The 22,557-nt window shown below is 55.6% G+C and carries 21 protein-coding genes; 3 read left to right on the top strand and 18 right to left on the bottom strand.

What is annotated here, in order from left to right:
• Positions 1 to 60: 60 nt before the first annotated feature.
• From RCF31_RS01210 to RCF31_RS01195, 4 genes are all read right to left on the bottom strand, one after another.
• A complete protein-coding gene (locus RCF31_RS01210) occupies positions 61 to 1,602 on the bottom strand; it encodes a NosD domain-containing protein (RefSeq protein ID WP_416412216.1) in 1,542 nt (513 codons plus the stop codon).
• Between the two features lie 111 nt (positions 1,603 to 1,713).
• Entirely contained in the window at positions 1,714 to 2,433 is a 720-nt protein-coding gene (locus tag RCF31_RS01205) for a DUF554 domain-containing protein (protein WP_084875667.1), read from the bottom strand.
• Positions 2,430 to 3,050 carry a UbiX family flavin prenyltransferase gene (locus RCF31_RS01200; RefSeq protein ID WP_084875669.1) on the bottom strand — a complete coding sequence of 207 codons (621 nt, stop codon included), beginning with the start codon at positions 3,048 to 3,050 and terminating at the stop codon, positions 2,430 to 2,432. Before RCF31_RS01200 ends, RCF31_RS01205 begins: the two co-directional genes overlap by 4 nt.
• Before the next feature lie 9 nt (positions 3,051 to 3,059).
• Positions 3,060 to 4,547: a UbiD family decarboxylase gene (locus RCF31_RS01195; protein ID WP_299449549.1), complete on the bottom strand. Its 1,488-nt coding sequence runs from the start codon at positions 4,545 to 4,547 to the stop codon at positions 3,060 to 3,062.
• A 212-nt stretch (positions 4,548 to 4,759) separates the two neighbouring features.
• Here RCF31_RS01195 and RCF31_RS01190 point away from each other — a divergent pair, with 212 nt between their 5' ends.
• Positions 4,760 to 5,647, top strand: coding sequence for a LysR family transcriptional regulator (locus tag RCF31_RS01190; RefSeq protein ID WP_416412215.1), 888 nt, complete (start codon positions 4,760 to 4,762; stop codon positions 5,645 to 5,647).
• Here the strand turns inward: RCF31_RS01190 and RCF31_RS01185 are convergent, their stop codons facing one another.
• The gene (locus RCF31_RS01185) at positions 5,648 to 6,553 is read right to left on the bottom strand and encodes a pyridoxal-phosphate dependent enzyme (RefSeq protein WP_416412214.1); all 906 of its coding nucleotides are present in this window, start codon (positions 6,551 to 6,553) and stop codon (positions 5,648 to 5,650) included.
• Position 6,554: 1 nt separating this feature from the next.
• Complete coding sequence (locus RCF31_RS01180) at positions 6,555 to 6,950, bottom strand: RidA family protein (RefSeq protein ID WP_416412213.1); 396 nt, start codon at positions 6,948 to 6,950, stop codon at positions 6,555 to 6,557.
• Positions 6,951 to 7,113: 163 nt separating this feature from the next.
• Here RCF31_RS01180 and RCF31_RS01175 point away from each other — a divergent pair, with 163 nt between their 5' ends.
• Both RCF31_RS01175 and RCF31_RS01170 read left to right on the top strand, forming a co-directional pair.
• Entirely contained in the window at positions 7,114 to 7,788 is a 675-nt protein-coding gene (locus RCF31_RS01175) for a helix-turn-helix transcriptional regulator (protein ID WP_416412212.1), read from the top strand.
• 65 nt (positions 7,789 to 7,853) lie between these two features.
• Entirely contained in the window at positions 7,854 to 8,669 is an 816-nt protein-coding gene (locus RCF31_RS01170) for a lysozyme inhibitor LprI family protein (RefSeq protein ID WP_416412211.1), read from the top strand.
• 297 nt (positions 8,670 to 8,966) lie between these two features.
• Here RCF31_RS01170 and RCF31_RS01165 read toward each other — a convergent pair whose 3' ends face one another.
• The 12 genes from RCF31_RS01165 to livM form a co-directional block, all read right to left on the bottom strand.
• Positions 8,967 to 9,134, bottom strand: coding sequence for a hypothetical protein (locus RCF31_RS01165; protein ID WP_299449541.1), 168 nt, complete (start codon positions 9,132 to 9,134; stop codon positions 8,967 to 8,969).
• 102 nt (positions 9,135 to 9,236) lie between these two features.
• Positions 9,237 to 10,559 carry an NAD(P)/FAD-dependent oxidoreductase gene (locus RCF31_RS01160; RefSeq protein WP_416412210.1) on the bottom strand — a complete coding sequence of 441 codons (1,323 nt, stop codon included), beginning with the start codon at positions 10,557 to 10,559 and terminating at the stop codon, positions 9,237 to 9,239.
• Positions 10,560 to 10,569: 10 nt separating this feature from the next.
• Positions 10,570 to 11,454 (bottom strand): ABC transporter permease, encoded by an 885-nt coding sequence (locus RCF31_RS01155; protein WP_299449539.1) that lies wholly within the window; start codon positions 11,452 to 11,454, stop codon positions 10,570 to 10,572.
• Between the two features lie 9 nt (positions 11,455 to 11,463).
• On the bottom strand, positions 11,464 to 12,414 hold the full coding sequence (locus tag RCF31_RS01150) for an ABC transporter permease (protein WP_299449538.1): 951 nt from the start codon (positions 12,412 to 12,414) through the stop codon (positions 11,464 to 11,466).
• A 53-nt stretch (positions 12,415 to 12,467) separates the two neighbouring features.
• The gene (locus RCF31_RS01145; protein ID WP_416412209.1) at positions 12,468 to 14,150 is read right to left on the bottom strand and encodes a peptide ABC transporter substrate-binding protein; all 1,683 of its coding nucleotides are present in this window, start codon (positions 14,148 to 14,150) and stop codon (positions 12,468 to 12,470) included.
• Between the two features lie 51 nt (positions 14,151 to 14,201).
• Entirely contained in the window at positions 14,202 to 15,533 is a 1,332-nt protein-coding gene (locus tag RCF31_RS01140) for an NAD(P)/FAD-dependent oxidoreductase (protein WP_299449536.1), read from the bottom strand.
• A gap of 132 nt (positions 15,534 to 15,665) precedes the next feature.
• Positions 15,666 to 16,130, bottom strand: a complete 465-nt coding sequence (locus RCF31_RS01135; RefSeq protein WP_299449535.1) for a MarR family winged helix-turn-helix transcriptional regulator — start codon at positions 16,128 to 16,130, stop codon at positions 15,666 to 15,668.
• A 128-nt stretch (positions 16,131 to 16,258) separates the two neighbouring features.
• A complete protein-coding gene (locus RCF31_RS01130) occupies positions 16,259 to 17,890 on the bottom strand; it encodes an ABC transporter ATP-binding protein (RefSeq protein ID WP_313683272.1) in 1,632 nt (543 codons plus the stop codon).
• 243 nt (positions 17,891 to 18,133) lie between these two features.
• On the bottom strand, positions 18,134 to 19,546 hold the full coding sequence (locus RCF31_RS01125; RefSeq protein ID WP_416412208.1) for an EmmdR/YeeO family multidrug/toxin efflux MATE transporter: 1,413 nt from the start codon (positions 19,544 to 19,546) through the stop codon (positions 18,134 to 18,136).
• 114 nt (positions 19,547 to 19,660) lie between these two features.
• Positions 19,661 to 20,410, bottom strand: coding sequence for an ABC transporter ATP-binding protein (locus RCF31_RS01120; RefSeq protein WP_299449532.1), 750 nt, complete (start codon positions 20,408 to 20,410; stop codon positions 19,661 to 19,663).
• The gene (locus RCF31_RS01115) at positions 20,403 to 21,278 is read right to left on the bottom strand and encodes an ABC transporter ATP-binding protein (protein ID WP_299449531.1); all 876 of its coding nucleotides are present in this window, start codon (positions 21,276 to 21,278) and stop codon (positions 20,403 to 20,405) included. The genes RCF31_RS01120 and RCF31_RS01115 overlap by 8 nt, the downstream gene beginning before the upstream one ends.
• Entirely contained in the window at positions 21,271 to 22,554 is a 1,284-nt protein-coding gene (livM, locus tag RCF31_RS01110) for a high-affinity branched-chain amino acid ABC transporter permease LivM (RefSeq protein ID WP_299449530.1), read from the bottom strand. The genes RCF31_RS01115 and livM overlap by 8 nt, the downstream gene beginning before the upstream one ends.
• Positions 22,555 to 22,557: the final 3 nt, after the last annotated feature.

Below are 22,557 nucleotides of genomic sequence, written 5' to 3'. Positions count from 1 at the left end.
TTTTTAATTTCAGGTGAATGCTGTCAGGTAATGCGATGTCGAGGCTTATCCAGGAAAGAGTTATTGCATCGGGGCAGGCTTACTTAACGGTGAAGTTGCTCCGTCATTGGTGGTGGCTGTCGAGGTCACATTCGCAACCTGCAAATCAGCGCTTAGCGGGGTCTGATAATGAATGGTGCCATTGCCTTGCGCATTAATTGCCACCATTTCATAACCAAGGAAATGCTCAGCTTCATCCATGGCAGGTTTGCTGTTGGAGAAGAACTCAATACGGTACTCAGTATTGGCTTCACCTTTCACATTACCGTCTACGGTCAGCGTGTTCTGGTTACGGACGACACGGGTAATAGCCGGGGCATGCTGGTCTTTATTCGGCGTCGGTTCACAACCGGCAACGTTGCCATCAATAGCGCAGATTTTTTCCAGTTTACTGGTGTCATCGCTGATACCACCACCACGGTTACCGATAAAGGCCGCGTGTTCCAGACCTGGTACATTAAATACAATCGCTCCGGCATAACCCGGCAGACAGCTACCACCGGCAAAGCAACGTTTAATTTCTTTACCGTTATCGACCATAATATTTTCAGTAATACGGTTTACGGCTGGTCCGGTAATACGGTTAATACCAAAGCTGCCATCTTTACCCGGCGCACCTTGCGGACGAACAGACACGGCCACGCGGTTACCGGTCATAATATTCCCCGCCACCACATTGCCAGTGCCGCTTAACGTTACCGCTGAAGAAAGATTAGTAAAGGTATTATCGGCAATATAGTTGCGATTACCCCAGTTCAGCTGTACGCCATCGGAATAATTTTCAAAGTGGTTATGAATCACTTCGTTGTCATTACCCCATAACATTTCCAGGCCCTGCGACGGTTCCTGATTATGTACGCTATCCGTAGTGACAAAGTTATCCGCAATCAGATTGAATGAAGCGCCACGAGTGGCTTCCATTGCATCGCCGTTGTTAATAAAGGTATTGCGGATAATTTTATTACGTTCGGTGGTGGTTGCCGTGGAGTTGCCTTTACCATCATCGCCGGTCATCATAATACCGGCACCACCGTGGTTACCGACAATACGGTTATCTTCGATGACGTTATTTTTGGCGCGATTGATCAGAATGCCGATACAGAAATTACGCACCTCTACCCCTTGCAGGGTGACATCATGGGTATCGCGCAGCACCAGGCCCGGCATGGTGGTAGTACGAACATTCGCGCCATACTGGCCGCTAACGGCGCCCGGGCAGGATCGCGGATCGACGCCTTTAATATAACCCGAGCCGTCGATAGCCACATAGCTGCCATTTTTGAGGAAATCGCTGTTAATAATATCCACCGGTCCTTTAATTTCCGGCAGTGGTTTATTGGGTTTAATAATCAGTGGCTGGTTGTTAGTGGAATGTAATTCGATGCGATAATGACCAGGATTTTGATTATTCTTTTCCAGTGCCCAACGCAGCGTACCATTGCTGCCATCGTCAGCTGGAGAAGTAACCTGAAGTACTTCAAGACCCTGTGTTGCGTTATCCGCTGCGTATGATGCCAATGGCAATAGCAAGGCTATTGCGCAAGTAATTTTATTTTTAATCATGATAAATTCCGATCTTGCTTAAGATGCCGGAAAGTAAAGCACCCGTTTCCGGCCCCTGGATTTATAACATTTCCATCCCATTTTTAACGTGTTATTTACCCCCTCCCTCTATTAAAAGAAACTGGTCCACAACGAAGAGATCGGCATGGCTAAAACCAGCGCAGGTAACATATTTGCCACCGGGAAGATTTTAATGCCGCAAATACGGAAGCCCGTAGCGAACATTAATACGCCGCCTACCGCTGAGAAGTCCGCCTGCATCGCTGGGGTGGTCAGCGGTAAAATAAATACCGCACCATAGGCCAGCAGCAACTGGATAATTAACTGTGGCACCGCCACCACTGCCACGGCAAAACCCAGTGAAGTGGCAAAGATTGCGGCAGTGAATAGATCAAGGAATGATTTCGCAATCAGGACGCTGGTATCGCCGGTCATGCCTTCGTGCATTGAACCGAATATCCCGGTGCCGCTGGCGCAAAACAGCACGATAATCGCCACATAGCTTTGCAGAAATTGTTCCTGCGATTCCTGATCCTGCGCACCTGAACTGACAAACATCTCCACCAGCCCGCGCGCCTTACTGCCCAGCTTGCCAATGCCTTTTTCGAGATAACACAACTCACCGAGCAGTGCGCCAAGGATCACCGACAGCACCATTACCGGCATATGGCTGACTTTCACCACCAGCACAATCCCCATACACATCGAGGCAGCGCCGAAGATCAGCGGCATGGAGGTTCTGATACGCTCGGGCAAGCGTGAGCTGAGCAGCGCACCGACAATGCCACCAATCAGTACCGCAGAGCCATTAATATAGGGTCCAATAATCACGATTTATTACTCCTGGTCATTAAAGTCACGTCTTCTCCCCAGCGCGGCAGATCGGCGCAATCCAGATCCATCAGCCCCAGAGCACGTGCAACGCTATGCGCAATAATCTCTTCCACACTTTGCGGCCTGGCATAGAGCGCAGGCACCGGCGGGAAAACAATCGCGCCGGATTCGGTCGCCTGTTGCATATTGCGGATATGTCCCAGATGGAGCGGAGTTTCCCGCACCATCAGGACCAGCCTGCGCCGCTCTTTTAATACCACATCAGCAGCACGCGTCAGCAGATTGTCGGTCAGGCCGTTGGCGATAGCCGCCAGGGTATGCATCGAACAGGGAGCCACCAGCATGCCGAGGGTGCGGAATGAACCGCTGGCGATCGCCGCCCCTACGGCACGGATGGGATAAACCACATCGGCTAACTCCGCCACATCCTCTGCGCTGAGGTCGGTTTCATGTTCACGATTAAGATGCCCCGCCGGAGAGATCACCAGATGGCTCTCCACATCCAGCTGACGTAAATAGCGCAATGCCTGTACGCCATAAGAAAAACCAGAGGCACCGCTAATGCCCACAATCACCCGAGGTTTACCACTGTTGCGAACTACAGACCCTGACATGCTGCCTCCTTATTTTTTGTTAAAACCTGGGATAAAGCGATTTACATCCACTTCAAGAAATTCGCTGCGGTGGAAATTGGCTTTCAGGTGATAAGGCACGGTGCAGTCAAAAATCGTTTTGCAGGCAATACCGTGATCACGTACCGATGGGCTGTAGGCCGGATCGGAAGACGGATCGAGCGGATGGCAGCGCACGCCGGGGATAAACACGGTATCCACATCACCCTGGTAGCGGGTAGTCATCGCCCAGACGACGTCGTTGATATCGAACACATCCACGTCTTCATCCACCAGCATCACATGTTTCAGTTCGGAGAAGGCGGAGAAAGCCAGCAGAGCCGCCTGGCGCTGACGTCCTTCATCAGCCGGGGTGCGTTTTTTCACCTGCAACACCGCCAGATATTTGCCGGTACCTGGAGTCGGGCAATGTACGGTCTGCACAAAGCCAGGCAGTGCGCGTTCAACCATTTGCAGGATACTGGCTTCGGTCGGGATACCGGCCATATTGGTGTGTTCATCGCTTGGACCGATACAGGTTTGCAGAATCGGGGAACGACGATGGGTGATGGCTTTCACTTTAATCACCGGAACTTCGGCCTGGGCTGCACCGGTATAACCCGGGAATTCAGGCATGGCTTTACCGGAGTTGGTGTTCTGGTCTTCACGCACACGCACGCCTGGCAGCAGTTCGCCTTCAATCACCACTTCAGCATTGGCGATGGCACGCGCATTCACGGTCACACATTCGGTCAATTCAACCGCCTGGTTGCGCAGGCTACCGGCGATAGACAGTTCATCGAAGCCCAGAGGCGTTGTTGGCGGCTCAAAGCAGGCACCAATTTCAATCGCTGGATCGACACCGATGCTGATAGAAATCGGCAGCGGTTTACCGGCGGCTTCCGCTTTCTGACGGAAGGTATCCAGATGGCGGCCCGGCACGAAATACATCGAGATTTCGTCTTTGCTCTGCACGCATAAACGGTGAATGGTGACGTCGTGCTCGCCGGTTTCAGGATCGGCGGCATAACACATACCCAGAGTGAAATACGGACCGGCATCTTCCGGGGTATTGGTCGGCGCAGGCAGAATTTTCAGGATATCGAAATCCGGGTCGCTGGCCAGATGAACCACTTCCTGGCAGGCTGCCTGTTCACGGGGAATGACAATTGGCGCGATCGGGTTAGCCACGGAATCTTTCAACATAAACGCCAGGTTTTCCGGGGTGGTGCCAAACAGACGCGCCACACGTTTACGTGAAGAAAGCAGGCCAATCAGCACCCGCATATCGTTATAGCCTTTGATTTTGTTGAAAATCATAGCCGGACCGATTTGCGTTGGGCGTTTCACAGTGCCGTGCGCACCAACATAGCGGTAAACCCCGGATAGCTCCGCAATCGGGTCTACCGGTTCATCGGTGTAGATCAATTCATCATCGTACTGGCTTAACACTTCCAGTGCGGAACGCAAATCGGTGACTTTCGTTTGCTTAACAGACATCTCAATGTCCCTCTTAGTCGTGGTAATCGGTGATGCAGCGGCGCAGACAAACGCAGGCACACCTTGAGAACAACAGGAGTGAATTCAGTGGCATAGAACCGGCACCTCCCGTCGTTGCCCCCACAGTTTTAGAGGATCGGTGATAAGAGTCCAATAATAATACCGGCAGTTTTGATAAGGAGTTATTATCAGGAAAAATCAGGAGAGAACCGATGGATTACCGGCATTTACACGCATTCGTGGTACTGGCGGAGGAGCTGCATTTTGGCAAGGCGGCACTGCGCCTCAACATCGCCCAACCGGCATTAAGTCAATACATTAAGGCGCTGGAAAAGGAGCTGGAATTCGAGCTATTCACCCGTGACAGGCGGCATGTAGCACTGACCTTTGAAGGCGAACAGCTGGTGGAAGAAGCGCGCATTGCATCGAGCCACTACGTTAAGTTTCGCGACAATGCCCGCAGCTTACGCCTGGGCTATCGCGGACAAATTAAGCTCGGCTATGTCGGGTCTTCCATCCTCGATCCGGCACTCACGCTGTTAATTAATGGTTATCGTAAGCGGAAACCGGACATCGATATCGTGATTGAAGAACGCAATGTTCACGAACAACTTACACTTTTGTTAACTAATCAAATAGATGTCGCCCTGGTCCGCTCACCAGTGCCACGATATGATCATCTGGAATATCTCAATCTCGCCACCCGCCCCCTGATTGCCGTGCTGCCACGCAGCCATGCACTGGCCTCCCAGCCCCGTATTGCGCTGGCGCAACTTGCTGCCGAACCGTTTTTGATGCAGGAAGACCCGCCAGGCGTCGGGCTGGGCTGGTCAGCGCTTAATGCCTGCCAGCAGGCAGGATTTGTGCCGCAGAAAATCCAGCCGACCCGTGACGTCTCGGTGGCCATTGGCCTGGTTTCAATGGGGATGGGAGTGACGCTGGTCCCTGAGACCCAGCGTTCGGTGATGATACCGGACGTAGCCTACTGCTTTTTGCAGGATCAGCACGCCACCTCCACGCTGACCATGAGCTGGCAGCGGGAGATAAAAAATAAGGCATTACATGATTTTATCCAGTTTGCCCGCGAGCTGACGCAGTAGTCAGGCATTCAGCACTTGTTCGAGCGACAGCGTTGCACCGCCACACACCACCACCAGCGGGTTGCGGTAAGGCTGCATCACTGCTTTTTGCTGGTATAAACAGGCCAGGCTCGCCCCACAGGCGGGTTCGGTCAGCACCCGATGGTCATCGATAAACAGGCGACAGGCGCGCAATGCCTCTTCATCTGTCACCACTTCGCTGATCACCGGATGCTCCCCGGCAAGTTTTACTGCCTGGTCGCAGACCTTTTTCGCGCCGAGGCTGGTGGCAACCGTGTTGATGCGGTCGATTTCAACCGCATGCCCTGCCCTGATGGCCGCGTGAAAAGATGCTGCACCTGCGGTTTCCACCGCAATCACCGGCACATCCGGCAAACCGTTGCGTTGCAAGCCTGTAATGACACCGGATAACAAGCCCCCCCCACCCACCGACAACACCACCGCGTCGGGGCGTACACCGGCAGCCACCACCTCATCGACCAGCGTGGCATGTCCCTGCCACAGCAACGGATCATCAAAAGGATGAATAAAGGCATCGGTTGCGCTTAACAGCGATTGTGCATACTGGTTCGCTTCCTGCCAGGACACGCCATGGACGATCACCTCGGCCTGTTCCAGCCTGAGCAGTTCTCTGGCGCGGATTGGGGTGGACTCCGGCACGATAACCGTCACCGGGATGCCCAGAGTTCGGCCTGCGTAAGCCACCGCCAGCCCGGCATTACCGCCGGAGGACGAGATAAAACGACGCGCCCCCTGTTGATAATAGCGCTGGCACGCGAGGCCAACGCCTCTGATCTTGAATGAACCCGAGGGTTGCAGCGCGTCCATCTTTAACCAGACCTGGCTGCCGGTAAGTTGGCTCAAAGGACGGGAATTCAACAATGGCGTGTTGAGGTGTAATGGCATGTTAACTCACCTGTTCTGCTAAGGTTTTTTGGGCGACTGCCTGCACTTCGATTTCTACATCGAGGTCAAAAGCCAGCTTGCCACTGACCACCGAACGGGCCGGATAGCCATGCTGGAACCACTTTGCATATTCCTGATTAAATTCAGCGAAATGCTTCATGTCCGACAACCAGACCGTGACCTTAAAAATACTCTCCAGACTGGATCCCAGCTCCACCAATGTGTGCCGGATACTGGCGAGAATATTGGCGGTCTGCGTGGCAATATCGCCGTACAGCGGCTCTGCATGCGCCGTCATCGACACCTGGCCGGAAAGATAAAGCACACCGTTGGTTTCTGTCGCCGCCGCAAAAGGAAACGGCAAACTGCTGGCATAATTTTTAATAGCTGGATTCATGATTGCCCCCGCATGGACAGGCTAAGTGGACAACCTAAAATAACAACGAAAAGTTGAAATATCAACATTTAGTTGAAAAAGTCGTAGCGGTAATCATGTTTCTATTTCAACAAATTGTTTATACTCGCAGGCAAAATTTGCTCTTACACCATGAGTTTGGCGCATGACAAACGATCACGAAAAATCACGCCTGATACAGCAACTGAGTGCGGTTATGGATGCCTTTGCTTCGATCTCAGGTCATCATGTTGAGGTGGTACTGCACGATCTGACGCAGCCTGAATCCTCCGTGGTAAAAATCATTAATGGTCATGTCTCCGGCAGAAAGCCAGGCAGTTCCCTGCTGGATGGCCCGGAGAATGATCGCGGATTTCTCGGCCTGCTGAACCTGGATACTCTGCCGTCCAACACTGAACCCACGGTTTTTCCCAATTACCCGACCGCAAGTCTGCAGGGCAGCCCACTGCGCAGTTCAACCGCATTGTTTAAAGATGAAAACGGCAAACCCGCACTGGCGCTGTGTTTCAACGCTGACAACCATGCGATAGAGGCGGCGCGCGATGCGCTGGCTATGCTCCTTCCGCAGAGCAGCAGCAAAGATGAGGGCGAGGCCGGGCTGGAAGAAAAGATGGATGAGATCATCCGCAGCTGTATCCCTCCAAACGGGCAGCTCAGAACCGGTACCAGTAAAAAAGAGAAAGTTGAAATCGTGCGGCAGATGCAGAACAAGGGAATGTTTATCGTACGCGGTGGTGTAGAAAAGGCGGCCAAAGTGCTCGGTGTCACCCGTTACACCATTTACAACTACCTGGATGAAATCAAAAAGAAGAGTGCGTAAAGCCTGAAGTAAAGTTTGCCTGCCTGCCGCCGATATGACGGAGAGAATCCATCAATCAGGGAATAATGATGCCTCTCCAGCGAACTATCCTGGCTTCCATGCTGTTACTCGGCGCAGTTTCTCCGGCCATGGCCGCCTCTTTTGACTGCACCCGCGCCAGCACGCCGCAGGAAAAACTGATTTGCCAGAATCCGCAACTCTCAGCATTGGATGAAACCTTAGCCGCCGCTTATCGCAACAAGATGTCTGGCCTTACCGGTAACGATGCAGCGCAGTTAAAACAATCGCAGCGTGACTGGCTGAAACAACTGCGCAGCCGCGGCACCGATGCCGCCCAATTACAGACGACATACCAGCAACGCATCGCGGCACTTAACAACACAGCGGTTTCCCCTGTGGCTGAAACCAAAGCACCCGCAGCGGATGCGCCACACGCGCCGGCGAAGCCTGCGCCAGGGCAGCCGATCACCACGGCTCATTATGTTTACCAGCCAGGTTCTGTCACACCGGAACCCTACACGCCGCCGCCTAACACGGGTGTGAGCCGCATCATGCCAGAAGGTCGTGTGATTATCCGTACCGGCACCTACCGTTGCGGCTTCAATAATATCCCGGACCCGGCCAACGGTACCGCCTACACCCTGGTTTCTCTCCAGGTGGGAACAGACAGTATCAATATGCTTAATCAGCATTTCTCGCTGGTGCAGATTAAGCATCAGCCTTACGACCACACCCGCAGTGTTCCCTCCTTTATGGTGAAGGCGTTCCGCTCGGCCGATAACCAGACCATTATTACCCATCAATTCAATGAATTTCGTCTGCTGTTCATTGGCGTGATCAAGGGCAAAAAGGCCATGACGGAGTGCGAGTTTGAGCACTAACGAGCTGGTTTACACCTCTGTCCAGCCACGCATCAGCAGCGACAGCAATAATAGCGCGGCGGAAAAGAACAGCGGATTGTTGTTCAGCGCCTGCAACACCGCCGCCTGCAAACACAAGGAGGGTTTATTGGAATTATTTAAACAATGTGCAGAAAATCGTCAGGCCGGGCACATAAAAAAGCGCGATAAATCGCGCTGCTACGGGATGCACTGAAATGCAGCGGCGCGATTTATCGCGCACTGGCAAACGCGCACAGCTCATTCCAGTAGCTGTAGCGCATCACCAGATGGAATCGTTCATCTTTCATAGTAACGATACACCGAGGGATGGAATTCAATGCCATACAGCTGGCTGATGGGGATGAGCAGCTCAATATGTTTCGCGACATCGATGTCACGCTGTTGCGGCACCGCGTTCTGCGGCTGATTGAAACGATTAAACCACTGCTGTAGTAACTTTTTCATCGGCTGTTCTCCAGAAATGATTGACCATGTCAGTAAAGCGCACCCCGGCTTATAACCAAAACAATTAGTTCTGCGCTTCATTGCCGCAAATTGCATATAACATCAGGCATGAGGTGGCAGCGCGGCACCTTCCATGCGGCAGCGCAACCAATCCCGTGCACGGTAATAACGCAGCGTCAGTTGTGGGCCAAAGCCCATCCAGAACGGGGCCTTATGCAGCGGTTCAATTTTCAGCGCCAGCTCACTCTCCGGCACCTCCAGCGCCCATTCGGCCAGAATGCCGCCCAGCATACTGCCGGTGGGCACGCCTCGCCCGGAAAGGCCGGTCAGCGCCACCACACCGGGTGCCAGCTGATACAGCCGCGGGATAGTGCGCTGCTGCATATCCAGCTCGCCATACCAGAAATATTCCCAGCGTAACGGCTGGTCGATAGCCGGATGCAGCCAGCGCAGTCGGTCACTCATCACCTGATGGGTATAGTTCATCTCACGCCCGCGCCGCCCCATCGGAAACATCGACGCAACAATACGCCCCTGCTGGTTGTATTTATAAACGTAGATATCACCGCGTCCATCATGGAGGGTGGTATTCAGGGGCAGTACATGGCGGCGCAACGCTTCATCCAGCGGCTGGGTTGCCGCCACAAACACCCGCATGATACGAAAACTCTCTGCCAGCTGCGGCCAGCCAGCGACGGTATAAGCACCGGTGGCGAAAATCACTTTATCCGCCAGTACGGTGCCCTGCGGCGTGATCACCTGCCATTTTGTACCCTGTTTTTTCACCTCACTGACCGGCGATTCACAATAGATCTCTCCGCCCTCCTGCAACACTGCGCGCGCCAGGCCGCGCGCATAACCCAACGGATTGAGGTGCCCCCCTTCATGATGAAACCAGCCACCATAAAAGCGCGGGCTGCCACTGATGCGTTCCGCCTGCGCGGCATCTACCGCTTCAGTATGCGCTCCCACCGCGTTGTACTGCCGGGCTTTCTCTTCGACAAGTTTCATGGCTCCGGGCCGTGCCGCTGCCTGCAGATAACCGTTTTGCTGCCATTCGCAGTCAATCTGGTAATCACGAATCATCGCGCTGACCTGATGATTCGCCTGGGTCTGACGCGTAATCAATCGTTCCGCCCAGGGTTCACCTAACAAGCGGCGCAGTTCCGGCAGGGAAAAATGGGTGAAGGTGGGTGTGCAGTGACCCGCGTTGCGTCCTGAGCCACCAAAACCCGCCTGCTGCGCCTCCAGCAGAATGACCTTTACCCCCTGCTTTGCCAGCGTCAGCGCCGTGGTCAGGCCGGTATAACCGCCGCCCACCACGCAGACATCGGCCTTGCGATCACCCTGCAAAGGGGGCAGATGTGGTGCAGCGGCGGCAGTGGCAAACCACAGCGAATCTTCAAACGGAGAGAATCTACCCATGCTCGTCACCTCACTCTTTCTCGCTGCGGGCGTCCAGCGCATCGCGCAATCCATCGCCAATAAAGTTAAAGCAGGTGACCGCCAGGGTAATGGCGATGCCCGGCACCAGTGCCAGCCAGGGCGCACGAATCAGGTACTGCTGTGCACCGTTGAGCATGTTGCCCCAGCTCGGCAGCGGTGGCTGAATGCCATAGCCGAGAAAGCTGATATAGGCTTCCAGCAGGATGGCGCGCGCCACCGTCAGCGTCGCGGCGACAATAATCGGCCCGACCACGTTGGGTAGCAGCTCACGGAACATAATCCAGCGCCCGGACAGACCCAGCATGCGCGCCGCCAGAATATATTCACGTTCACGCAGCGAACGTACTTCCGCCTCAACAATGCGTGCCACTTCCATCCAGCTGGTCACCGCGATAATCACGGTAATCATCGCCGGATCCGGTTTAATAAACGCCGCCAGCGCCAGCAACAAAAACACGCTGGGAAAAGCGAGAAACGCATCGACGACACGCATCAGCAGCGCGCCAACACGTCCGCCGTAATAGCCAGCCACAATCCCCACCAGCGTGCCCAGCATGATACTGAGCAGCATGGCAAAGAAACCCACCAGCAGCGAAATACGCCCGGCCATCAACAGTCGCGCCAGCAAATCACGCCCGAGTGGATCGGTGCCCAGCCAGTGCCAGCCGGTAAGCGGCGGCGCAAAACGCGCGCGCAGGTCGATATGTAAATCGTCAAACGGCAGCAATGCGGGGCCGAATGCGCAGGCCAGTGCCATCAGGATAATCAGCAGCAGACTGGTGCAGGCCAGCCGGTGACGCAAAAAGCGTTGCAGCGTACGGTTGCCTCGCCAGCGTGACGTGGCGACCGGTGGCGTAATCACAGAAGATGCCATCTTGCCTCCTTAAGCGGGACGAATACGCGGATCGACCAGCGCGGTGATCACATCCGCCAGCAGATTGCCAATCAGCACCAAAATCGCCGAACACATCAGCAACCCCATCACCACCGGGTAATCGCTGTAGCCGAGGCTGTCGAGGAACAGACGCCCCATGCCCGGCCAGGTGAACACCGTCTCCGCCACCAGCGCGCCACCGAGAATGGTCGGCAGTTGCATGCCCGCGAGGGTAATCATCGGCAGCAGCGCATTGCCCACCACATGCTTCATCAGCACGCGACGTGGGGAAACACCTTTCGCACGCGCGGTTTTGATGAAATCCTGGTTGATTACCTCCAGCGTGGCGGTGCGCATGTAGCGGCTCCAGATCGCCACATCGACAAAAGTCAGCACCAGCACCGGCAGAATCAGATGGCGCAGCACATCCAACAGCGAACCGTCCCCCACGGTGTACATATTTCCGGCGGGCAGCCATTGCAACTTCAGTGCAAAGAAATAAATCGCCACCAGGCCGAACCAGAAGGTGGGAATCGACAGCGCCACCATCGCCCCCATGGTCGCCATGCGATCAAACAGGCTGTCACGTTTGATGGCGCTCTGAATGCCGATCCACACGCCAATAGCGATGGAAAACACCATTGAGGTGCACATCAGCAACAAGGTGGCAGGCAGATGCGAAAAGATGATGCTGAGTACCGGCTGACCATCACGGTAAGATCGCCCCCAGTCCCCACGCAGCAAATGGCTGAGCCAGTCAAAATATTGCACCGGCAAAGGCCGGTTCAGTCCCATCTGGGTGGCGATGCGTTGCATCGCTTCCTGGGTCATCCCCGGCGTTAAGGCATATTGCGACAGTGGCCCACCGGGTGCCAGGTTCAGTGCGGCAAAGCCGATGATCGACACCAGCAACAGCAAAATGATGCTTTGGCCAACACGTCGCAGCAAAAATGCGCCCATGGCTCTCCTCCCCGGCGTGACGCGCGATCACGTCACGCGCTCTGTGAATGGACTCAGGCTTTTTTGTTCCAGTACCAGGTGTTGACGTTCCAGCTATCGATACGCACGTTGATGTTGGGAATGATATTTTCCGCACCCTGCTTGTGACCGCGCACATTGGCGAAACTGAACAACGTCAGGAACGGCAGGTCTTTGCGCACCAGCGCCTGGATTTGCAGATAAGCCGCCTTACGCTGCTCGGGGGCAAACTCGGCACTGCCCTGGGCCAGCAGCTTGTCCACCTCGGGATTTTTGTACTGGAATACGTTCTGCCCCGCCCCACCCTGGGCCGGAATGGCATCGGAACGCATATAAGTGGCGGTATCCGGGTCAGAACCGGTGAGGTAATTCAGGCCGACAATGGCGCTATCAAATTTCGACAACATCCAGTAATCGCCCCACATCACCGCAGGCGGCAGGTTGGAGATCTTCATCTCGACGCCAATTTCCTGGAAGCTTTGCTGCATAAACTGCTGCATTTGTTCGCGCAGATGGTTCCCGGCGGTGGTGGAGTTGGTGAACGACAGTTTGACGCCATTCTTCTCGCGTATCCCGCCCGCACCGGGCTTCCAGCCTGCCTTATCCAGCAGCGCTTTGGCTTTATCGAGACTGAATTCATGGACCGGTAAGTCGGCGTTAAAATATGACGACTGACGCGGCATATAGGTTTCGGTCGGCTTCGGCAGGCCGTAATACAACGCATCGATAATGGTTTGTTTATCAATGGCGTAATACAGGGCTTCACGCACGGCGGGGTCCTGGAACTGTGGACGCGCCAGGTTAAAGGCAAAGTTCTCAATGGTGGCGCTCTGGAACACGTCCACCACTTTACCCGGCAGCTTTTTCGCCTCGTCGTAATGATCCGCCGAGATCCACTGCAACCCGGCAATGTCGATATCGCCGGAGACAAACTGGGTGTACATCACGTTGAGATCCGGGATGTATTTATAAATCAGCCGGTCGAGTTTCGGGCCGTCGCCAAAGTAATCTTTGTTGGCCGTCAGTTCAATATGGTCGCCCGGCACCCGCTGCTGCCATTTGAACGGTCCGGTGCCCACCGGCGCGCTGTTGAACGGCGCGGTGTTTTTGTCCTGCACGTTGGCAAAGCCATGCTTCGGCACAATAAAGGTGGCGGCAAGAATCGAGGTGTAAGGCGAATAGGGTTTTTCCATGCGCCATTTGATTTCGGTTGGCGAGACGATAGTAATGTCGCGCACCAGCTCATGACCGGAACGGCTCCAGCTGCGGAAATTCGGATCGACCAGCAGTTCCAGGGTGAATTTCACATCTTCGGCAGTGAACGGCTGACCATCGTGCCACTTCACCCCTTCGCGCAGTTTGAGATGGAAATTGAGACCATCGGCGGAGATGCCGCCGTTCGCCTGCGTCGGCACTTCTGTCGCCAGGGCTGGGATGAAATTGCCTTTCTCATCAATGCCAAACAGCGGATCGAACAAGCTGAAATGCAGGCCGTCGTCTACCTCGATATGGGGCATCAGCGGGTTAAACACCGTCGGTTCCTGGGAAAACCCCACCACCATCTGTCCACCACTTCCCGCAGCCCCGGTCATTGCGGCACGCGCCACGTTGCTACCGAACAGCCCCGGCAATGCCATCGCTGCGGTGCCGGAGGCCAGATAAACCAAGGCCTGCCGACGGGAAATTTTTGGCAGGAAATCTGCAAACTTATCGCTCATTGTTATTCCTCAGGTGAACAGAAACACAACGCCGCGCTGCGGCAATAAGAGTTAGTAGCCGGTCATAATTTCGATCTTTGAACCATCTGTGAAACGGGAGAAACGGAAAGCGTTGGGGTCCACTACCGGGGTGCGGTTGAGCACCAGGTCAGCGGTGAGGCGCCCGGCTCCGGGTCCGATACCAAAGCCATGGCCGGAAAAACCGGTGGCCATTACCAGGCCGGGATAACGCTCGATATGGGAAATTACCGGGATGGCATCCGGCAGCACATCAATGCAGCCTGCCCAGCGCTGCGCGACTTTCAGCCCGGCCAGTGCAGGCAGTTGCTGTTTCAGCTGCTCCAGTACCTTGTCAGTGAGTTTTCTCGACGGCGGCAGATCGAGTACGCGGCAATATTCAAACGGGCTGGGTTCATCCAGATGCCAATGACGTGGCATACGCCACTCGTCATAAAATCGCCCGGTGAGACGCAGACGTAATGATCCCCATTCATGGCGCAGTGCTGGCAGGAAATTGCGGGCAAAACGAAAAGTGTCGGGCACGAAATCCACTTCGCTTTCATGCCCGGAGGCGATGGTGTAACCGCCATCCTGACGTTTACGAATAGCAAAATCGCGCGCCCAGAACGCCGCTTCCGGCCCTCCCGCCAGCGGCTCGGTGCGTACCACGCTGTTCAGCACCTTGAGCTGTGGCAGGCGCAGACCAAAGCGCTGCGCCATCAGGCCTGACCAGGCACCTCCGGCCAGCACCACGCTCTGGCAGGCAATCGCACCGCGTTCCGTCATCACGCCAGAAATACGCCCACCGCTGGTTTCGATACCGCGCACCGCGCATTCCGTCAGAATATGCGCACCGTGGCGGCGTGCCGCCTCGGCAATCGCCGGAGCCGCTTTCTGCGGTTCAGCACGCCCATCATCCGGGGTATAGAGCGCACCCACGCCCTGAATTTTGTGGCCGGGGAACAGTTTCTCTACCCCGTCGCGATCCAGCATTTCAGCACGAAAGCCGGTGCCTGCCATATGCCGCGACCAGCTTTGCAGCTCGCTGAATTCCTGGTCAGTGGCGCAGTTAAAGGTGATGCCAGCACGCTGATAACCGGTGTCCGCCTGCACCCGCTGATCCAGTTGCTGCCAGATACGCAGTGATTCGGCCATCAGAGGGACTTCACGCGGGTCGCGACGCGCCAGCCGCACCCAGCCCCAGTTACGGCTGGATTGCTCCTGACCAATGCCGCCTTTTTCACATAACGCGACGCTGACGCCCTGTTCGGCAATTTCCAGCGCGGTGGCGCAACCAATAATGCCGCCGCCAATCACCACCACATCGACTTTCTCCGGCAATGTCACATCGCCGTGAACCGGCACAACAAACGGACCAGGCATAATAATTCCCGCAGTTTTGTCATCATTATTTCAGTCTGCCATCAGACGCCATCAGAGATATTTCGACAACAGTTCGCCGTGCAGGTGAAATTAATTTCTCACCCACAGAAATATGCAGCTTTTATTCATGCATTACGGCTGTAAGACTTTTTTTAATAAACGGATGACGGTGTGTTTTTCTCTGGCCGTCAACCGCTGAAAAAAACGATCTTCCTGCTGTTGCGTCAGTTCGCGCACGCGCTGCGCCAGAGCCTTACCGTGATCGGTAAGAAACAGCGCCTGTGAACGGTTATCGCTGTGGTCGGCCTCGCGCGTCAGCAACTGTTGTTGCTCCATCTGCTCCAGCAGACGTGCCATGGCCGAACGGTCACGCTGGATCACATCGGCAATCACCGAAGGCCGGATACCGGGGTGGCGATCCACCACCAGCAGCGTACTGATTTTGCCGGTGCCGCGCGCCACTTCGAGTCCAGCCAGTTGCTGGTCAAGGTCACGCGACACGGCGATGTTGATGCTACGAATGTAAAAACTCAGCATATTGCCAAGCGGTCCCAAATCCACGTCAACGGCTTGTTGCGGAACAGCTGGTTTTATCATTCTGCGCTCCACATTACTGAAAAAAAACGTCTCAGAAGAAGGGATTAAGGCAGTCAAAACTTTAATCAAGTATTGGCGAGATAGTGGACAATGACAACGACTTTTGTCATAGCTTTTTCCAATTTAACTTAAGACACCACCCGTTCTTCCGCATGGCCAGGAATGGCGCTAACCAGTTGTTGCGTATAACGATGCTGCGGCTGGCGAAACACCGCCTGCGGCGTGCCCTGCTCGACAATTTCTCCTTTAAACAGCACCGCGATACGGTCACAAATCTGGCTGGCGACACGCAGATCGTGGGTGATAAAAATCATCGCCACCTGGGTTTGCTGCTGAATGCTACGCAGCAATTCCAGTACCTGGGCCTGAATCGACACGTCCAGTGCGGAGACCGATTCATCCGCCACCAGCAGCACCGGGTCGAACATTAACGCGCGCGCGATGCCAATGCGCTGGCGCTGACCACCGGAAAACTCATGCGGGAAACGCTGCCAGGCACTGGCATCCAGGCCCACCCGTTGCAGCAGCTGTTTGGCTTTGCGCTCCACTTCCTGCGGCGTCATGCCGCCCAGCGCCAGCGGACCGGCCGAGAGGATGGTGCCGATGGTGTGGCGCGGGTTAAGTGAAGCAAAGGGGTCCTGGAAAATCATCTGGATATAACGCCGCAGCGGACGAAAATCCGCTTCTTTCATCGGCAGGATATCGCGCCCGTCAAACAGGATTTCCCCGCTATCCGCCGCCAGCAACTTCAGCAACACCCGGCCCAGCGAGGATTTGCCGGAACCCGACTCGCCGACAATGCCCAGCGTTTCTCCCTTGTTCAGGCTGAAGCTGACGTTGTTTAACGCCTTCACCTCACGGCTGCGGCTCAGCCAGCCACCGTCACTGCGGTAGGTTTTCACCAGGTTATTGACCTGCAATACCGTTGGCGTGTCACGCACATCTTTGTCACCGGCATGCATACGTGGCACGGCAGCAATCAACTTCTGCGAGTAGGGATGTCGGGGCGCATTTAACACCTGCTGTGCCGGGCCAGACTCCACCATATGGCCTTTTTCCATCACGATGACCCGGTCAGCGATCTCCTCCACCACACCAAAATCGTGGGTGATAAACATCACGCTCATCGCCTTGCGCTGTTGCAGGCCACGGATAAGCCGCAGGATTTGCGCCTGGGTGGTGACGTCCAGCGCAGTGGTGGGTTCATCGGCAATCAGAATATCGGGGTCGAGCGCCAGCGCCATGGCAATCATCACGCGCTGACGCTGCCCGCCAGACAGGCGAAACGGGTGCTGATGCTGGATTTTTTCCGGTTCCGGCAACCCGACTTCTTCCAGCAGCGCCAGTACTTTTTGCTGGCGTGACGCGGGGGTGCCGACGTTGTGCGCCAGCATCACCTCGGCGATCTGCTCACCAATGGTCATCAGCGGATTGAGCGCCGACAACGGGTCCTGAAAGATGATGGCGATTGTCTTGCCCTGCAACTGACGCAGCTGATCGGCGCTGTGCTGCAACAGGTTGTTACCGCGCAACAGAATCTCTCCGCCCTGCACGCGCAGCGCCTTCGGCAACAACCCCATCGCCGCATGGGCGGTGACGGATTTACCCGAGCCGGATTCGCCAATGATGCAAAGAATTTCCCCGGGCCAGAGATCAAAACTGAGGTTTTCCACCGCAAAACGGCGGTCCATGCCGGCAGGTAACGCCACAGAAAGCTGGCGCACAGAAAATAACGGGGCGATGTTGTCAGGGTTTTCCATATTGACGCTCCTGGTTGCACTGAAAAATAGTTTTTCGGTATCGAAGCCAGCGGTTAATTAACGGAATTGACCAGCAGATGAATTTAATTTTTAGTTAAGCAGGGAAAATGGCACAGATTAGCGGCGGGGAAATAATAGTTTTTACTTATTTCGCATTTGACTTATCCGCGCGATAAATCGCGCCGCTACAATTCATTGCTCATACCGTAGCGGCGCGATTTATCGCGCATCGTTAAAGGGAACTTACCCCCCGGTTTTCGCCAGCATTCGCCGATAATTATTCAGCCATGTGCCGCTGGTCAGACGCCACCAGAAGCAAATGCCGCGCACTGTCCAGTCGAGGAACATGCCGAGCCACACACCAATCACCCCCATACCCAGCACAATACCAAGCAGATAACCGGCTACCACGCGGGCGCCCCACATGCTGAACATCGAAACGTACATGGTGTAACGGGCATCGCGAGCGCCTTTCAACCCGGCGGGCAGCACCCAGGAGGCGGTCCAGATCGGCATAAAAGCGGCATTCAGCCAGATCAGGTGTTTGGTCACCGTGATCACTTCCGGATCGCGGGTATAGAACTTCGCCAGCAATCCGGCCAGCGGCACGGTGATCGCCGCCAGGCTACACAGGCCAATCATCGCCAGCCAGAACACATGCTTGATCTGGCGTTCGGCCTGCATCACCTGATTACGCCCGAGTCGCTTGCCGGTGATAATGGTCGAGGCCGAGCCTAATGCGTTACCGGGCAGGTTAATCAGGGTAGCAATCGAGAAGGCGATAAAGTTACCGGCGATTTCGTTGGTGCCCATCCCGGCGACAAAAATCTGCGTCAGCAGCTTACCGCCGTTAAACAACACCGATTCGATACTGGCGGGCACACCAATGCTCAGCACTTCCATCAGGATGCCGTAATTCCAGCGCCGAAAGTAACTCTGGATGGAGATCTTTAGCGCCGGGTTGATACCCAGATACAGCACGTAAATCGCCGCTATTGCGCCGATATAGCGTGAGATGGTAAGCCCGAGACCGGCCCCGATAAAACCCAGGCCATGCCAGCCAAAACAGCCATAGATCAGCACGGTACTGATGATGATATTGAGGATGTTCATCCCGCCGTTGATCAGCATCGGGATTTTGGTGTTGCCCGCCCCGCGCAAAGCACCGCTACCGATCAGCGCAATCGCCGCTGCCGGATAACTCCACGCAGAAGTTTGCAGGTAGCTGAGCGCCAGCTCCTTCACCTGGGGCTCGGCGCTCCCGGCAATCACATCGATGATCAGGTGACCCCAGATCTCAATGGCGATCACCAGCAAAAATGCCAGTACCGTCATCAATCCCAGCGACTGACGGGTGGCCGCGCGCGCGCGTTTGCCATTACGTTTGGCAAGGCTGAACGCCACCACCACCGTGGTGCCGAGATCGATGGCTGCAAAGAATGAGATGATCACCATATTGAAGCTGTCGGCCAGGCCTACGCCCGCCATCGCTTCTTTACCCAGCCAGCTGACCAGGAAGGTACTGAGGACGCCCATCAGCATCACGCAGAGGTTTTCGATAAAGATGGGCACGGCCAGAGGCGTAATTTCACGCCACAACAGCGTGCGATAAGAACGGCGTTTTGGGTACCACGCCGTTTTTCTGATCGCCCGCATCACTGCTACGCCAGGATTTTGCAAGGGAATACCAAATCACTTTGGACAAGAAGAATAATGATGATAGGCCGCTAACAATTATGCAAAGTGTTTCCCGTCAACATTTAATCATTATTACAAACTTTTTGTTCCCGGGGCCGCAGGATCGACCGCACCGCCCAGATAAGCACTGCGTACATCCTCGTTATGCAGCAATTCCTCGCCGCTGCCGCGCAGCAGAATTTCACCGTTGACCATGACATAGCCCCGATCGGCCAGTTGCAGCGCATGGCGGGCATTCTGCTCCACCAGAAACAGCGTCATGCCCTGTTGTGTCAGTTCACGCAGGATGCTGAAGATCTGTTTCACCACCAGCGGTGCGAGACCGAGGCTTGGTTCATCCAGCAGCAGCAGCGTTGGCCGACTCATCAGCGCACGCGCTATCGCCAGCATTTGCTGTTCGCCACCGGACAGCGTCATCGCACGTTGCTTACGCCGTTCCAGCAGGCGCGGAAACAACTGATACATACGGTCCTTATCCTCGCGCACATGACGATCGCCAAGCGAGATGGTACCCATCAGCAAATTTTCCTCCACCGTCATATCGGGGAAAATTCGCCGCCCCTCCGGGGACTGGGCAATGCCGCTGGCGGCAATCGCATGGGTCGATTTGTGGCTGATGGCTTCGCCGCGAAAGCGAATCTCCCCGGCAGCGATACGCGGCTGGCTGAAGATCGACATCAGCAGCGTGGATTTGCCCGCCCCGTTGGCCCCAATCAGCGCCACAGTTTCCCCTTCGTTCACCGTCAGGGAAACCTGTTTCAGAGCCTGTACCGGACCGTAAAACACATCCACCCCTTCAAAACTCAGCATCGGTTCAGCCATGATCACTCTCCTCTTCCGCGCCGAGATAGGCGGCAATCACTTTCGGGTCATGACGGATTTGCTGCGGGGTGCCCTGGGCAATCACATCCCCGTGATCCAGCACCACGATATGGTCAGAGATGCGCATCACCATCGGCATATCGTGTTCGATTAACAACACGCTGATGCGATGGTCAGCGCGCAGACGATGCAGAATCTGGCTTAACGCCTCGGTTTCCACCGGGTTGAGTCCGGCAGCCGGTTCATCGAGGCAGATCAGCTCCGGTCGCGTGCACATCGCGCGGGCAATCTCCAGCCGTCGCTGCTGGCCGTAAGACAAGGTGCCCGCCAGTCGGTTGGCGCTGCCGACCAGGTCCACATTTTCCAGCCAATAAAACGCCCGATCCAGCGCGCGATTTTCCGCCTCACGATAGCCGCGGGTATTCAGAATGCCCGCCAGCAGCTGGCGGTTAACCTGCATATGCTGCGCCACCAGCAGGTTCTCAATCACCGACATCTCACGAAACAGGCGGATATTCTGGAAGGTGCGCGCCAGACCGGCACGGTTCACCAGATGCGCACCGCCAAACATTTTGTACCAGACGCGCGAACCGAGCCGCGCCGGATGCAGCCAGTCAGCAGGGTGAATTTTCTGCCCCAGTACCTGAATCACGTCGGTAGAGCGCTGCCTGGCATTCAGGGTGATGCGCCCACCTGTCGCCCGGTAAAAGCCGGTTAAACAGTTAAATACCGTGGTTTTTCCCGCGCCGTTGGGACCAATCAGCGCCGTCACCGAACCACGTTCAACGGCCAGGCTGACGTCATTAAGCGCCTTAATGCCGCCAAAGCGCATCATCAGGTTATCCACCTGCAAAATAGCATCACTCATGGCGTACTCCTTTACGCAGCGGCACGCCTACGCGTGCGGTTCGCACCAGCCCGCGTGGCCGCCAGATCATCATCAGCACCATCAGCACGCCAAACAGCAGCACCCGGTACTCGGCGAAGCTGCGCAGCAGCTCGGGAGCAACGGTCAGCACAAACGCCGCCAGTACCACACCCAGCGTCGAACCCATCCCGCCCAGTACCACAATGGCGAGGATCAGTGCCGATTCGAAAAAGGTAAACGAGGTCGGATTGACGAAACCCTGATAGCTGGCAAAGAACACTCCAGCGATACCGGCAGTTGACGCGCCCAGCATAAACGCCGACAACTTGACCAATACGTGATTCAGCCCCATCGCCCGGCAGGCGATCTCATCTTCGCGCAGCGCTTCCCAGGCGCGGCCAATCGGCATGCGCGTCAGGCGATGTTTGATAAACAACACCAGCAGCACCACCAGAACCAGCACCACGTAGATAAAGATAAACTTCATGTTCGGGTTGTAGTCGAGGTGGAAAAACTCGTTATACGGCACCCCGCCCTCGCGTGCACGGCGACCAAATTCCAGCCCGAGAAAGGTGGGTGACGGCACCGACACCCCGTTGGGGCCGCCGGTAAATGTCAGCCAGTTATTCAGCACCAGACGGATGATTTCGCCAAAGCCAAGGGTGACGATCGCCAGATAATCGCCGTGCATCCGCAGCACCGGGAAACCCAATAGCGCACCAGCAAAGGCGGCCATCAGCGCCGCGAGCGGCAACATGCTCCAGAATCCGAGGCCGAGATACTCATAACCGAGGGCCAGCCCGTAGGCACCGATGGCGTAAAACGCCACATAACCGAGGTCAAGCAGCCCCGCGAGACCCACCACAATATTCAGCCCAAGACCAAGCAAGACGTAAATCAGTCCGAGAATCGCCACCGTCAGCAGGTATTTACTCGAAAGGAACGGAAACGCCAGCGCCACCACCAGCAGCAAGGGCAGGATCCAGCGCAGGCGTGAACGATGGCCCGGTTCGCGCACGTACACGCCATCATCATTGCCTTCGAATTTACGCGCGAAGCGCTGCCCGGCAGCGGATTGCTGAAACAAGCTAAACAGCAGACGGCCCACCATCACTACCGCCACCAGCACAGCAACACGCTGCGGCGAAAGATGAAAACTGTAGCCATCCAGCACCACACCGACAATCGGGCCAAACACCACCAGCGCCACCAACCCGGCCATCAGACAATCCAGCAGCGACTGGCGCAGATCAATTCGTTGCGTCATTGCACTCATTTT

The organism is Pantoea sp. App145, from assembly GCF_047947045.1.
Classification (GTDB): domain Bacteria; phylum Pseudomonadota; class Gammaproteobacteria; order Enterobacterales; family Enterobacteriaceae; genus Pantoea.
This window is presented reverse-complemented; position numbering and strand designations above follow the sequence as displayed.